Below are 14,838 nucleotides of genomic sequence, written 5' to 3' on the forward strand. Positions count from 1 at the left end.
TTGACTTTTCAATGGAGGTTAACTTTATGAACGCTAATATCTGGATCGGTATTTTAATTCCTTTTGTTGGAACAGTACTGGGCTCGGGCATGGTCTTTTTCATGAAAAAAGAGCTTGGTGGTCAGGTGCAGAGAGCTCTTACGGGCTTTGCCAGTGGAGTCATGGTAGCAGCATCTATATGGAGTCTTATAGTTCCTGCGCTGGAACAGGCTGAGGGGCTGGGGAAGCTGTCTTTTGTCCCTGCTGCAGTCGGCTTCTGGATCGGAATACTGTTCCTGCTTCTTCTGGACAGCGTGATTCCACATTTGCACATGAATGCAGAAAAGGCTGAGGGTCCTAAGTCCAAGCTGCAGAAGACAACTATGATGGTACTTGCAGTTACACTTCACAACATTCCGGAAGGAATGGCAGTAGGCGTGGTGTTCGCAGGCCTTATGTCAAATAGCGCACCTGTTACGGCAGGTGGAGCGCTGGCGCTTGCTCTTGGTATCGCAATTCAGAACTTCCCTGAGGGAGCCATCATCTCAATGCCGCTTCATTCAAAGGGAAAGACCAAGTTCGGAGCGTTTATGGATGGCGCTTTATCAGGTGCAGTTGAGCCTATCGGTGCTTTGCTCACAATATTTGCAGCAAGGCTGATTGTGCCTGCGATGCCGTATCTTCTGAGTTTTGCAGCAGGTGCCATGATGTACGTTGTTGTTGAGGAGCTGATCCCGGAGATGTCTGAGGGCGAGCATTCTAACATCGGAGTTATCATGTTTGCGCTTGGATTTACACTTATGATGGCGCTGGATGTTGCTCTAGGCTGATGAGAGCCGTGGCGCATTTGGCCGGGGCACACATGACCTTGGCGAGAGCTAAGTTGGAGGATTTTGATGAGAGATTTTGACGCAGTGGTTTTCGACATGGACGGGATCATCTTTGATTCCGAGAGAGCCGTGCTCGAGAGCTGGTACGTGGTTGCTGACAGGCATGATCTGGGGGATATCACAGAGGCGTTTTTGGCCTGTACAGGAGTTAATGACAGAGAAACCAAGGAGATAATGCTTCGCCGTTTCGGAGAAGATTTTCCTTATGATGAATATTCCAAGGAGGCGTCCGTTATCTTCCATGAGAAGTACGACGGTGGCAAGCTTCCAATGAAGATCGGGGTAAAAGAGATCCTGACTTTCCTTAAGGATAGTGGCAAAAAGATAGCGCTGGCTTCCTCTACGAGAAGACCGGTTGTTGAAGCTGAGCTGAGGGATGCGGGAGTTTTGGACTACTTTGATGAGCTTGTAACCGGGGACGTGGTTAAGAAAAGTAAGCCGGATCCGGAGATATATCTTTTAGCATGTGAGAAGATAGGTGTGGCCCCTGAGAGGTGCTATGCCATTGAGGATTCCTATAATGGGGTCAGGTCTGCAAGCGGAGGCGGACTTAAGGCTATCATGGTGCCTGATCTTCTCCCTGCAAATGATGAGATGAAAAAGCTGACGGAGAGCGTTCAGGAGAGCCTTCTGGATGTGATTGATTATTTGAAAAACGAGTAATGGTGCGGTTTATGGATAGTGGATTAAAGAGTAAGTACGAGAGGCTTCTTGAGATCCTTAAGGGATACGGGAGTGTGGCGGTTGCCTTTTCAAGTGGAGTGGATTCGACATTTCTTTTGCATGCTGCCAAAGAGGCTCTTGGGGAGAAGGCTGTGGCGCTTACTGCCAGTTCCAGCTTCGTGCCAAAGAGAGAGGTTTTGGAGGCCAGGGAGTTCTGTGAGAAGATTGGCGTAAAGCATCTGGTGGCTGATGTGGATGTACTTGCTATTGACGGAGTTGCTGATAATCCCAAGGACAGGTGCTATATCTGCAAGAAGGCACTGTTTCAGGGATTTCTTGATACGGCTGAAAGAGAGGGCCTTGCGGCTGTAGCTGAAGGGTCCAATGTAGATGACGAGGGCGATTACAGGCCCGGAATGAAGGCTATCGCCGAGCTGGGGGTTAAAAGTCCGCTGCGGGAAGCAGGGCTTAAAAAGCAGGAGATAAGGGATCTTTCCAAAGAGTTTGAACTTCCTACCTGGAACAAGCCGTCTTTTGCATGTCTTGCCAGCAGGATTCCTTATGGAGAGGTTATTACTAATGACAAGCTTCGCATGGTTGAAGAGGCGGAAGAATATCTTTTGAATAAGGGCTTTAAGCAGTTCAGGGTCAGGGTCCACGGAGATGGAGCGCCGCTGGCCAGGATAGAGCTCTTGCCGGAGGATATGGACAGGGCTATGAGCCTTTCTGTTCGAGAGGAGATAAATGATAAGCTTCATGGATTGGGATTTGCGTATGTTGCGCTGGACCTTAAGGGTTATCGCACCGGAAGTCTCAATGAAGTTTTGAAATGAGTTGTTATGGGACTTTTTCTGAATAAAGGACTTAAAAAGATAATAAATCCCCGGGCGGTTTCGGCACTTGCTGTGACAGGCATGGTGTCTGCACTTGCCTGGGGTTGCGCTTTTTTCGGGGAGAAGATATATACCTCGACGATATTTGCCATGGACACTGTCATGGAGCTGCAGATTGCAGGGGTTAGGGATTTTACGCCGGAGGCTGAGGAGTACATAAGGCGCCTTGAAAAAGAGCTGTCGGTTACGGATGCTTCCAGCGAAATTGCAAGGCTTAATGCTGACGGAGAGGGCGAGCTTACTGAGGAAGTCGGAAGCATTCTTTTGCAGGCAAAAGACGTGTGTGACAGGACCGGCGGAGCTCTGGACATCACTATTTATCCTGTTCTTAAGGCCTGGGGATTTACAACCGGAGAGTACAGGGTCCCCGGTGATGATGAAATTGCAGAGCTTCTGCGCAGTGTTGACTATAAGGGAATTGATATAGAGGTTGAGGAGAATGTATCTGGTTCAGGTTCCGATTCCGGGGATGGGGACAGTGCCGGAAGCACAGTTAAGGTCGGGCTTTCTGAAGGAATGCAGGTTGATCTTGGGAGCGTTGCCAAGGGATATACAGGAACTGCAGTTGCTGACATGCTTAAGTCTGAAGGTGTGACACACGCGCTTCTAAATCTCGGCGGAAATGTGCAGTGCATAGGAAGTAAGCTTGACGGAAATCCCTGGAAGGTCGCAATAAAGAGCCCATTCCCTGATTCAGCTTCGGGGATGATTGGCGTCGTGGAAGTTGATGATGTTGCTATCATAACCTCCGGCGGATATGAGAGATACTTTGAGGAAGATGGCAAGAGATACTGGCACATCCTAGATCCGGAAACCGGAAGGCCTGCCGAGAACGGCCTTGTATCCGTGACGATTGTCGGTAAGGATGGTCTGTTGTGCGACGGGCTCTCGACAGCTCTTTTTGTTAAGGGGCTTGATAAAGCCATAGAGCAGTACAGACAGTCCGATGACTTCGAAGCAATCTTTGTGACTGAGGATAGGGAAGTCTATGTTACAGAAGGTCTTGCGGATAAGTTTTCTCTAACATCCGAATACCACGACCTTTCCATGCATACCATATCAAAATGAGTCACCGGGGACGTTTCACATTGACTCATTTTGAGTCAATGTGAAACGTCCCCAGTGTCTCATTATGAGACAAAGTGAAACGTCCCCGGTGACTCACCCCCGGTGACTCAAAAAGGGAGTCAAAGAGAACCGTCCCCGGTGACTCCCTCGCGGAATTCGACAGGGGTTACGCCGAAGCTCTTTTTGAAGAGTCTTGTGAAGTAGGAATAATTATCGTAGCCGACCTTCAGTGATATGTCGCGGATAGAGTCGTCGGTCTTTAAAAGGAGCTTGCGCGCAAGGTCAAGGCGCTTTTCTATGATGTAATTCTTAAAGCTCATTCCTGTTTCTTTTTTGAATATCTTAGTGATGTAGTCAGGGGCAAAGTAGAAGAGCTCTGATAAATGCTCTCTGCTCATGTCCTCGGTGAAGTGGGCATCAACGTACTGAAGAAGTGATGTCACGGAGGTTTCATCGATGTAGATGATGTCCTGGCTCTCGTCAAAGGGCATGGAAGCCATGTTTACAAGGCTGTCCAGAACATCCGGGATGTCTATAGGTTTTTTGTCAGAGCTGATAAAGAACCTTGGCTTTGCAGAGAATTCCTCGGAAAGTGAGTAGTAGAGCTCGCTGACAAGCGGGCGAAGGCCTGCCTGATAGGACTCATCTTCCACGGGTATGAGGCCGAAGAGCACGTAATCCTCAGCCTGGTAAGGAAGGAGCACACCCTGAGAAATGAAGCTGCTTCCAAAGATCGACTCCATGATGGCTCTGATCCTGATAGCCATCTTACCTCTGTCATGCGAAAGGTTCTTGCTGCTGAACTGGATAAGGCATGCCACAAATGAAGACATATCCTCGTCAAATCGGCGGATTCTTCCCATATCAGCAAGAAAAGCCTTATAGGTAATGCGCCTGTCAATGAGATAGTCATACCAGAGCTTGGAGAGCACACTTCCGGTGTCGGGCTCATCGGATGAAACCTCTGCCAGAGCCTGTCTGATTATATTGGTCAGCTCCGGGTAGTCGATGGGCTTAAGAAAGTAGTGAAAACTCCTGAGTTCCAAAGCTCTTTTCGCATAAGAAAAATCAGCGTAATTGGTCAGGAAGATCGCCGGAATGGTGTTGCCCTGTTCGCGCAGGATTCCCAGAAGATCAAGACCGCTCCCATGGGGCATGTCGATATCACTGAGCAGAAGATCCACGGTCTGATTTGACAGGATCTCCTGAGCCTTGCCGATGTCATTGGCGGTGAAGACCGTGGTGATTCCAAGGCTCTCCCAGTCTATATTCTTTTCAAGTGCCGCAATAACAAAGCGGTCGTCATCTACCAGTAAAATGTTCATCTAGTTCCTCATTCAAACTTTGACGGGGATGCGAAGAGTGATCCTTGCACCGTGCTCCTCTGTGTTGTCAGCGATGAGCTCAAAGGAATTGTTGTAAAGAAGACTAAGTCTCCTTATACAGTTCGTGATTCCGATGTGGCTTCCATCGTCTGAGATAATATCCTCGCCATTTTTTATCTTATTAAGGATCTGCGGGTCAAATCCTTGTCCGTTGTCGCTGATGACAATCTCCAGAATATCGCCTGCACCGTCCTCAGCATCCAAAAGCTTTTTTGCCCGGATGGAGATCTTAAGACTCTCGCCTTCAGGTGGAGTCGCGTGCTTGACGCTGTTTTCCACAAAGGTGATAAGAAGAAGCGGAGGGATGCTAAGCTGATTGCAGTCCTTGGGAAGGTCAGTAACGTACTGAGTGGGGCGTGATAGCCTCATGTTCTGAATCGAGAGGTAGTCCTCCACATGGGCCAGCTCGTTGATGAGCGGCACAAAGTTATTGTTCACCTGGAAAAGATATCTGAAATACCTGGAGGTGAACATAAGCATCTTCTTTGCTGCATCCATGTCCCCAAGGCTCACCATGCTGTCTATGGTGGTGAGACAGTTTAAGTAAAAGTGCGGTTTTATCTGCTGCTGCAGGAAGTGGATCATGAATTTGTTGTTGTCCAGCTCCGCCTCGTAAACATCAATTCGCAGCCTTGTTATCTCATGAATGAGATTCTTGAACTGGTCGTTGATCTGATTGAGCTCCTGTACACGGCTGTCAGTGAGGACCAGTCCCTCAGTGTCTTTTAGCGAATCCATCTCTGAGAGGCTCTTTGAAAAGATCTTTATGGGAAGAATGACCTTTCGATAACTTACCAGAACGTATCCGCCCATGATAAAGCACAGCATCAGCGCCGCTAAAAAGACGATGAACTGTAAAAAGAACAGCCTTCCGTAATTACCAAGCGCAAGAGAATCTATGGCCAGAGTGAAGGGAAGATCTGCCTCGTCGCCGGGGAAGATAAGTCTGTTATAGAAGTTTCCTCTAAAGCCCCCGGGACCTTCGCTTGTCCTGTAAAAGACATCTCCGTCTGCGCTAAGTGCCTGGATGGAGCCCTGCTCTCCCAGATTTATTGAAGAGAGCGGAGATAAGATATCCTCCATGGAAACAACGCATGAGAAAATGCGATGCTCGTAGGTGATGCTGTAGTACAAAAAGGCATTGTCACCGATCATGCATGGTTCCCAGGTATAGTTGGTTCCTACATCGGACTTGATTCGCTCTTTTATCTTTTTATAGGTCTCATAGTTTACCTTCAGGTCAGAGGCATTAAAAAAGATATCCTTCTCATCCCAGTAAAAGAAATACATATACTCAGAACCTGTCGAGTACTGCATGTCACTTACGCGAAGACGCAACTCGTTGCTGGCGTCTCTGAAGTCGCCCATGTGCCCTGACTCATCAAAGGCATCAAGGATCGGGTCGTGAACTACGGTCCACTGAACGAAGTGCTCTATGGCAGAGAGCTTGTGCTCTAATTCATTTTGATAAATGTTTACGCTGCTCTTAAGAGCCAGATTGTTCTGCTTTCTGATCTCGGAAAAAGAGAACCAGCTGACCACTACAAAAAGTATCACCACCGGAATGGCGAGATAAAGTGTCTTGGTCAGCATCTGAACAACCGGGTAAGAGCGCGTTCTTCCTTTATTTTTCATGAGTTCATTATATAGAAAAGAGATTTGGCAGGCTATAGCTTTTAGATACTTTGTCCAAAAAGTGCTACGGGGTGAACGAAAAAGTGCTATTTAAAAAAATCTAAAAAAATTATTATCGATTCATAAACAAAAGGAGTGAGCGATGAATAACAAGTTCCTTAGATTTATCAAAAAGAATTATCAGCTGTATCTGCTTCTTGCACCTTCAGCAATACTGCTGTTCTGCTTTGCCTACCTTCCCATGGTGGGAATCGTGATTGCTTTTCAGAGTTACTCACCGGCGCTTGGAATACTGGGCAGTAAGTTTGTGGGCATGAAGAATTTCATGCAGTACTTCAGATCATATCAGTTCGCAGTTACCATCAAGAACACGCTGGTATTGAGCATTTACAGCATACTGGTTGGCTTCCCGCTTCCGATTCTTCTGGCGCTGATGTGCAACCAGATGAAGACCAAGATGTTTAAGAAGGTGTTCCAGGTTGTGACTTACCTTCCGCACTTTATATCAACAATGGTTATGTGTGGTCTGATTCTCATCTTCCTGTCACCATCAAGCGGACTGTTCGCAAACCTCTTTAAGCTCTTTGGAGCGCAGTTCCCAAACCTCATGGCCAGCGCAGCAAACTTCAAACATGTATATGTATGGAGCGATATCTGGCAGCACCTTGGATGGGATTCAATCATCTATCTGGCAGCACTTGCAGGAATCGATCCAACATATTACGAGGCAGCAACCGTTGACGGAGCAACAACTCTTCAGAAGATAAGATACATTGACATACCGATGATTCTTCCGACAGCAATGGTTCTTCTGATATTAAGAGCCGGAAGCATTCTTGGTATAGGCTTTGAAAAGGTCTTTTTGCTGCAGAACGTACAGAACATCATGAGCAGCGAGATCATATCAACCTATGTTTACAAGATGGGTATGCAGAGCATGCAGTACAGCTTATCAACAGCTATCGGCCTGTTCAATACAGTGGTTAACGTGATAGTTCTTTTACTGGTTAACCTGATATCCAAGAAATTCACAGATAACAGTCTGTTCTGATAAAAGGGGAAAAGAGATGATCGGTAAAAAGAAATTTTCCCAGGACGCCGTGGTCAACATCATATTCCACGTTATCGCGATCCTGATGATCATAGGAGTTATTTATCCGCTGTGGTTTGTTATCATAGCATCCTTCAGTAATCCTGCGGATGTTGCCAGCGGTAAAGTATGGTTTTGGCCTAAACAATTTGATGTAAGGGGATACCAAAAGCTTTTTGAGCAGAGACAGATCTGGAAAAGCTACTTGAACACTATCCTTTATACCATAGTCGGCACTGCGGTTGCTCTGTTTGTTAATATAACTGCCGGCTATGCAATGTCCAGAAAAGATTTACCCGGAAGAAAATGGATAAATGTTTTCTACATAATCCCGATGTTTGTCAGCGGTGGACTGATCCCGATCTACCTGGTTGTCAAGCAATTTGGCCTCCTTGATACTTTTCTGGTTATGGTTCTGCCCTTTGCGGTATCCACTTACAACATTATTGTGGCAAGAACGTTTTTTCAAAATTCCCTACCGGAATCATTGTGGGAGGCAGCCCAGATTGACGGCTGCTCCACAATGAGGTACTTCGTTCAGTTCGCAGTTCCGCTCTCAAAAGCAGTCATCGCGGTTGTGGGACTCTGGACAGCAGTTGGACACTGGAATTCATGGTTTAACGCTCTTATATATCTTCAGAATGAAGACCTGATACCTTTGCAGCTCTTGCTTAGAAGAATACTTATTGCAAATGAGTCACTTCTCGGAGCAGCAACAGGCACCATGGCACAGGAGCTCAGACAGCTCTCAGACATGATGAAGTACGGATCAATTGTGATTTCTACACTCCCCATTATGATGCTCTATCCATTCTTACAGAAATATTTCAACCAGGGCGTCATGATAGGAGCGGTGAAGGGATAAATAGTATACAATTATAGTTATGAGAAGGAGAGAGAAAATGCAGAAAAAGTATGGTTTATTGGCTGGCGCACTGGCACTGAGTTTTGCACTTACCGCTTGCGGAAGCGCAGCAGGTAGTACTGCTACTCAGACAACAGGTACAGATGCAACACAGGCAGCAACTACAGCTGCAGCTCAGACTGAGAGCGCAGGTGGTGATAACGCCTACACAGTTGCTACTGTAAGATGGGCTGATTGGGGTGAGGATTATCATCTTGGATTCCCGGACAAGGCTGCAGAGGAAGCAGGAATCAGCCTGACATGGGACACAATCCTTAATTCAGACTGGGCTGACAAGAAGGCAGTTCTTCTTGCAGGCGGAGATCTTCCGGATGCTTTCATGGGATCAATCTGTTTCTCAGAGTCAGATGTTCTCACAAACACAGGATCATTCATTGCCCTTGATGATTATATTGACGAGTACATGCCTAACTTCAAGGCAATCATGGAAGCAGATCCTACAATGAAGGCTCTTGCTACATCAGCTGACGGACATATCTACGGACTTCCTTCCAAGAAGCCTTGCAGACCTATCGTTGCAAACCAGATGTTCATAAACAAGCAGTGGCTTGATAATCTCGGACTTGAAGTTCCTACAACATATCAGGAATTCGAGGATGTTCTTACTGCATTCAAGGAGCAGGATGCAAACGGAAACGGTGACCCTAACGATGAGATTCCTTTCGGACAGGGCTATGCTGATTCAGTTATGTTCTTCTGCCTTCCTTTCGGAACAACAATCGGTGCTGACGGAACATACATGATGGCAGTTCAGGACGGAAAGCCTGTTTACCTTCCTGTAACAGATGGCTACAAAGCAGGTATCGAGTGGATGCACAACTGCTACGCTAAGGGACTTATCGATCCTGAGCTCTTCACAGAAGATTCTTCAATGCGTGATGCAAAGCTCATGAACGAGACACCTATCGTTGGTGCAGCTCCCGGATGGACAGCTGATTCAACCTTTGGCGCAAACGCAGGCCAGTACGTTGCACTTCCTGCACTTGCAGGTCCTGACGGCAAGCAGTACATCTCATCAGACCCTGAGCACTGGAACTACTCAAGATACGAGTTTGTAGTAACAAATAAATGTGCAAACCCAGGTCCACTTCTTGCATGGGCAGACAAGTTCTACACTGATGATGCATCAATCCAGAACTTCTATGGCTCTTTTGACAAAGCAATCTCTAAGGCTGATGACGGAACATACACAGTTCTTGAGCCCGATGATGGCAACTCTGCAGATACATTTGCATGGATCCAGTCACTTCGTGATTTCGGTCCTAAGTATGTAGCTGACGGCTTCAACGACAAGGTTAAGTACGCAGGAGCAAACGGCGATGCAAGTAAGCTTGCCCTTGATAAGGAAATGAGCAAGTATGCAAAAGAGGCATATCCTAATGTGAGTTACACAACAGATCAGCTCACAACTCTTGCAACTCTGTTCACAGACCTTGATGCTTATGTTACTGCATCACAAGCTACATGGGTAACAGAGGGTGGTGTAAACGAGCAGTGGGATGGATATATCTCAACTCTAGAGACCATGGGATATAACGATTTCATCCAGATCCAGCAGGATGCTTACAACACATATCAGGCTAATAAATAATAAAAACCATGTTTTTATCTAAGAAGCCGGTGGAGGCCTTTACAGTCTCCGCCGGTTTTTTTACATTGGATTTCTTTAGTGCTATAAGGTATACTCTTTAGGTGTTTCGAAGGGGAGAAAAAGAGATTTCCAGAATGACAGAACAGGAATTTTTAGATAAATACGGATCAAAACTAAATGATGAACAGCTTACGGCTGTAAGGACTGTAGAAGGTCCGGTGCTGCTTCTGGCTGTCCCCGGAAGCGGAAAGACTACTGTGCTTGTGAACAGGCTGGGGTACATGCTCTATGTAAAAGAGATTGACCCGGCAAGCATACTGACGCTGACTTATACCGTTGCTGCCACAAGAGATATGGCTGAGAGATTTAAGAGCATCTTTGGCGAGGATGTGTCTGAGAGGCTTGAATTCAGGACCATCAACGGAATCTGTGCCAAGATTATAGCTCACTATGGCAGGCTGATCGGGAAAACCTCTTTTGACCTGATCACAGATGAGAAGCTCTCGGGCAAGATCCTGACCGACATCTTTGTGAAGGTGATGAAGGAATATCCCACAGAGAGCGACATCAAGATGGTCAGGACGTTCATCACCTACTGCAAGAACATGATGCTGGGCGAAGATGAGATCGAGAGGCTAGGTGAAGATGAGGGAATCGAGCTGCTTCAGATCTACAACAGCTACAACAAAGAGCTCAAGGCCAGAAGTCTTATGGACTATGACGATCAGATGATCTATGCCTACAGGATGCTCAAGGGGTCAAAAGACCTTTTGGAGTTCTACAGGGATAAGTACAGATATATCTGTGTCGACGAAGCCCAGGACACCTCGAAGGTGCAGCATATGATCATAGCTCTTTTATCCGGAGAGCAGGGTAATCTTTTCATGGTCGGAGACGAAGACCAGAGTATTTACGGGTTTAGAGCTGCATATCCGGAAGCTCTTTTGCACTTTGAAAAAGAACATCCCGGGGCCAAAGTTCTTGTGATGAACAGGAACTACAGATCCAGCGCCACGATAGTGGAGGCAGCAGACATCTTTATTCAAAAGAACTTCAGCCGACATGAGAAGCACATGCGCGCCACCAGGGATGCGCAGTCTGATATAAACTTTATCACGCTTGGAAAGAGAGAGTCTCAGTACAAGTATCTGCTTGAAGTGGCCAGGGATGCATCGTCTCAGACGGCGGTTTTGTATCGCGATAACGAGAGCGTGCTTCCGCTGGTGGATCTCTGCCTTAGAGAGAACGTGCCGTACAGGATAAAGAGTGCCGACATGGCATTCTTTTCGCATCGAGTTGTGGTGGATGTTGTCAACATGCTCAGGTTCTGCCAAAACCCATACGATCCGGAGCTCTTCATGAAGATATACTTTAAGTTCCAGACTTTCCTCAGAAAGCCTGATGCAGAGGCTATGTGCAGGATTGCGGATGAGAGGCATATAGGTATTCTTGATGCTGCAGAGTACGCTGATTTGGGCAAAAGAGTCCTCGGCAACGTCAGGGCTCTCAGGACGCACTTCAGAAATATGGCAGGCGAGAGTTCTTATAAGGCCATAAGCAGGCTTGATAAATTCATGGGATACGGCGAGTATTTAAGCGATAACAATATGGATGTGGGCAAGCTCTTTATCCTGGAGTGCCTTGCCAAAAATGAGCCGACAATAGATGGCTTCCTTGACAGGCTTGATGTGCTCAGGCAGACACTTACAGAGGAGAAGCCAAACTATAAGAGTAAGCTCATTCTGTCAACGATCCACTCCAGCAAGGGCCTTGAGTATGACTCAGTCTATCTGATGGATGTCATAAACGGTGCTCTTCCCGGCAAGGTGATAAACTTCAAGAAGGCAACACCCAAGGAGAAGCAGGACTATGAGGAGGAGCGAAGGATCTTTTACGTCGGAATGACCAGGGCTAAGGATAACCTCAATATCATGAAGTATTCAGATGCACCATCTATATTCGTGTCAGAGATGAGCAAGATGAAAGAAGTGCCCGACGCCGAAAAAAAGAAACCAAAGAAAAAGGCAGCAAGTGTCCTCCTTAAGCCAACTCCGCTTCTTAAGAAAAAGAAAGCAGCAGTGGAAGAGAAGGATGTACCCGATAATCTTGTGAGCGGTGAGAGAGTAAGCCAGAGCAAATATGGCGAAGGCACAATAATCGACGTCAGGTGGGATGACGATGATTTGCCCACAAAATTTACAGTACAATTTGACTCCGGAGACGAGAGGATATTTATGTATCCTTTCGCATTTACTACGGGGATGAAGGTGATAGATTAGGATGAAAAAAGGTAGTAATTTTCTTAGAGGTCTTTTGACTACAATAGTTATGCTCTCGGTCATGGCAGGTTCAATGTTCTTGGGATACAGATTCCTTAAGGCGTTTAACCCTGTGGCTGCGGAGAAAATCGGAGATGCTGCGCAGACAGCAAAGGACAAGACAGAGGAAAAACTAGGGATTGAGCTGACGCCTTCGGGGCAACCTGAAGAAATTCCGGAAGTGACGCCGGTGGACGAGACGGAAAAAGAGAGCGGGGTAAAAGTTGTAGATATTACGCCCGAGAAGAAGCCATATACCGGTATAAAACTTTACGAGACTGACGGATATTTTTTTAATGACAACGGAGAGGTGCTGACTAATTTTCATGACAACGATCCATTTGGGATGTATGTCTATTTCGATGCAGACAGAAAATACGGAGTAATCCTAAAGAACAGGAATTGCTACCTGGTGGAAGCAGACCTTACATTTAAGCAGATAGCAAGTGGCTGCTCTTGTGCCGGTATCAGCTATGATGGTACGACGGTCTATTACATTTCTTCTTCGGCAGGACTGTGGCTGTATAATACTGAGACCAGGGAGGAGACGTTTCTTTCAGATAACGGTAGCAGACCACGTATTTCTCCGGATGGTAAAACAATTGTCTATAATGATTACCTACCTGACAGTAAACACGGCGTTGTTATCGGAGGAATCGGAAAAGAGCCGGTTGTCATTGATGAGGCTAAAACAGGTATGTTTACTCCTTTGGCGGTTAACAACGGCGGTAATATTGTATTTTATGAGCTGTACTCGGGAAACGACAATGGTTTTTACTGTTATGAAAATGGTGAGTCAAGGAGAATCAACAAGGAATATGCATACCATTCTTACTTTGACAGATCCTGTGAGAAGGTGCTTTATACAGATAACGAAAAGGTATGGTACTTTGAGAGTGGGCTGGATGTGCCGGTAGAGCTTGCAGATGACATGCGTGAGATCGAGATTGTAGATGCTGATGTAAATCATACAGGTGACATGGTGAACGATGCTATTGTTGGTGTGGATAACCTGGCGGATGCTGTGATACTGGATTGCGGAGATAAGACTTATTGCTTGAGTAAGGACTGCACATCGGCTGTGCAGCTCAGAGATGGCGGATATGCGTATAAGTATGCCATGACTTCAGAGGGACCGACCTGTCTATATAAACAGGATGGCGCTACCTATAAAGCGGTATATAAATCCGGTGATGTTGACGAGACGATCATATCCGAGAAAGACAGGATTTTGGAGCGCATAGAATATGTAGATGGCTTTTCTGAGGGCTTTATTCTAAAATTAGAATATGACGAACACGGTGATGATTTCAAGCTCTATTATTTCAAAGAGGGTGAGGAAGATGTACTTCTTGATAATTGCGGTGAGGAAAACATTAACGGAGTGATCTGGGATGAACTGTTCGGAAAATGCTACTACACATGTGATGGTGAACTCAGAAGCATTAATAAAGACGGATCGTCAAAGGCAACGGTTGCTACCGATGTGGACTATCTGATAAATTATGTAAACAGTGAAGAAGTTGCAGGCTATGAAGACAGCAACGGTAAGTATTTCATTGTCATAAACAACAATGTATTCGAGAAGTAAAAAATGAGTCACCGGGGACGTTTCAGTTTGACTCAAAATGAGACACTGGGGACGTTTCAGCTTGACTCATTTTGAGTCAAACTGAAACGTCCCCGATGACTCATTTTCTTCAAAAGAAAAATAACCTCCCGGTTTTCTCCAAAACGAGCATTTTTGTTTGCGCCTTGTGGAAGTAAACTCTTATCAACAGGTAAGAACTTGGAGAAAACAAAAAGGAGGTGAACGCACATGATGACTATCATATTCTTTATTTTGTTCTTCATGATCTTCGGCAGACTGCTTGGTTTCGCATTCAAAGCAACCTGGGGCATAATGAAATTCTTGTTCTACATTGTGTTCCTTCCATTTATTCTTGTTGGAATGGTTGCATACGGATTTGCTTTTATAGCTCTTCCGATTCTGCTGATCATCGGAGTTGTCGGACTTCTTAGAACAGCTTGATAATAAAAATGGCGCGGCCTGATGGCCAATGTCATTAAGATAAGATGACGGAATAAGATCTCTATATCAGAAATGGTATAGAGGTCTTTTTTTATTAAAAAATAGTTGACAGATGACTGAAAAAGTGCGGCCGCTTTCGCTACGAATTGTATTTAGAAGTAGCGAAAGCGGCCCTTGAAATTAAAGACAAATCTTTTTTCAAGGAGGCACTAAATGAACTATTCTAAAACTGTTAAAAACAAGCTGCTGTCAATTATTGATCAAATGGACCGAGTTCATTGGCTATTTACCCGGAACCCAAATACGGATTTTTGCCGCACTAAGAAATGGTCGTTTACAGATATAATGAGATTTATCTTAGCCATGGAG

At 45.9% G+C, this 14,838-nt stretch carries 12 protein-coding genes; 10 read left to right on the top strand and 2 right to left on the bottom strand.

Annotation, left to right across the window (positions count from 1 at the left end; translation table 11 throughout):
• Positions 1-26 precede the first annotated feature (26 nt).
• The 4 genes from G632_RS0116110 to G632_RS0116125 all read left to right on the top strand — a co-directional run bounded on the left by G632_RS0116110 (position 27) and on the right by G632_RS0116125 (position 3,493).
• Complete coding sequence (locus tag G632_RS0116110; RefSeq protein ID WP_022770508.1) at positions 27-809, top strand: ZIP family metal transporter; 783 nt, start codon at positions 27-29, stop codon at positions 807-809.
• A 66-nt stretch (positions 810-875) separates the two neighbouring features.
• Positions 876-1,532, top strand: coding sequence for an HAD family hydrolase (locus G632_RS0116115; RefSeq protein WP_022770510.1), 657 nt, complete (start codon positions 876-878; stop codon positions 1,530-1,532).
• Positions 1,533-1,543: 11 nt separating this feature from the next.
• Positions 1,544-2,365, top strand: a complete 822-nt coding sequence (gene larE / locus G632_RS0116120; RefSeq protein WP_022770511.1) for an ATP-dependent sacrificial sulfur transferase LarE — start codon at positions 1,544-1,546, stop codon at positions 2,363-2,365.
• A gap of 6 nt (positions 2,366-2,371) precedes the next feature.
• Positions 2,372-3,493, top strand: coding sequence for an FAD:protein FMN transferase (locus tag G632_RS0116125; RefSeq protein ID WP_022770512.1), 1,122 nt, complete (start codon positions 2,372-2,374; stop codon positions 3,491-3,493).
• A 119-nt stretch (positions 3,494-3,612) separates the two neighbouring features.
• Here the strand turns inward: G632_RS0116125 and G632_RS0116130 are convergent, their stop codons facing one another.
• Both G632_RS0116130 and G632_RS0116135 read right to left on the bottom strand, forming a co-directional pair.
• Entirely contained in the window at positions 3,613-4,818 is a 1,206-nt protein-coding gene (locus G632_RS0116130) for a response regulator transcription factor (RefSeq protein WP_022770514.1), read from the bottom strand.
• Positions 4,819-4,830: 12 nt separating this feature from the next.
• Positions 4,831-6,513, bottom strand: a complete 1,683-nt coding sequence (locus G632_RS0116135) for a sensor histidine kinase (RefSeq protein ID WP_081647200.1) — start codon at positions 6,511-6,513, stop codon at positions 4,831-4,833.
• Between the two features lie 142 nt (positions 6,514-6,655).
• Here G632_RS0116135 and G632_RS0116140 point away from each other — a divergent pair, with 142 nt between their 5' ends.
• The 6 genes from G632_RS0116140 (at position 6,656) to G632_RS0116165 (ending at position 14,469) form a co-directional block, all read left to right on the top strand.
• Positions 6,656-7,564: an ABC transporter permease gene (locus tag G632_RS0116140; RefSeq protein WP_022770516.1), complete on the top strand. Its 909-nt coding sequence runs from the start codon at positions 6,656-6,658 to the stop codon at positions 7,562-7,564.
• Between the two features lie 16 nt (positions 7,565-7,580).
• Positions 7,581-8,468, top strand: coding sequence for a carbohydrate ABC transporter permease (locus G632_RS0116145; protein WP_022770518.1), 888 nt, complete (start codon positions 7,581-7,583; stop codon positions 8,466-8,468).
• A 37-nt stretch (positions 8,469-8,505) separates the two neighbouring features.
• On the top strand, positions 8,506-10,119 hold the full coding sequence (locus G632_RS0116150; protein WP_022770519.1) for a sugar ABC transporter substrate-binding protein: 1,614 nt from the start codon (positions 8,506-8,508) through the stop codon (positions 10,117-10,119).
• A 134-nt stretch (positions 10,120-10,253) separates the two neighbouring features.
• Positions 10,254-12,398, top strand: coding sequence for an ATP-dependent helicase (locus tag G632_RS20495; RefSeq protein WP_022770521.1), 2,145 nt, complete (start codon positions 10,254-10,256; stop codon positions 12,396-12,398).
• A 1-nt stretch (position 12,399) separates the two neighbouring features.
• Positions 12,400-14,028, top strand: a complete 1,629-nt coding sequence (locus tag G632_RS0116160; RefSeq protein WP_155828912.1) for a TolB family protein — start codon at positions 12,400-12,402, stop codon at positions 14,026-14,028.
• Positions 14,029-14,256: 228 nt separating this feature from the next.
• Positions 14,257-14,469 (top strand): hypothetical protein, encoded by a 213-nt coding sequence (locus G632_RS0116165; protein ID WP_022770523.1) that lies wholly within the window; start codon positions 14,257-14,259, stop codon positions 14,467-14,469.
• The last annotated feature ends 369 nt before the right edge of the window (positions 14,470-14,838 follow it).

The organism is Butyrivibrio sp. NC2007, assembly GCF_000421405.1.
In the GTDB taxonomy this organism is placed as follows: Bacteria; Bacillota; Clostridia; order Lachnospirales; family Lachnospiraceae; genus Butyrivibrio.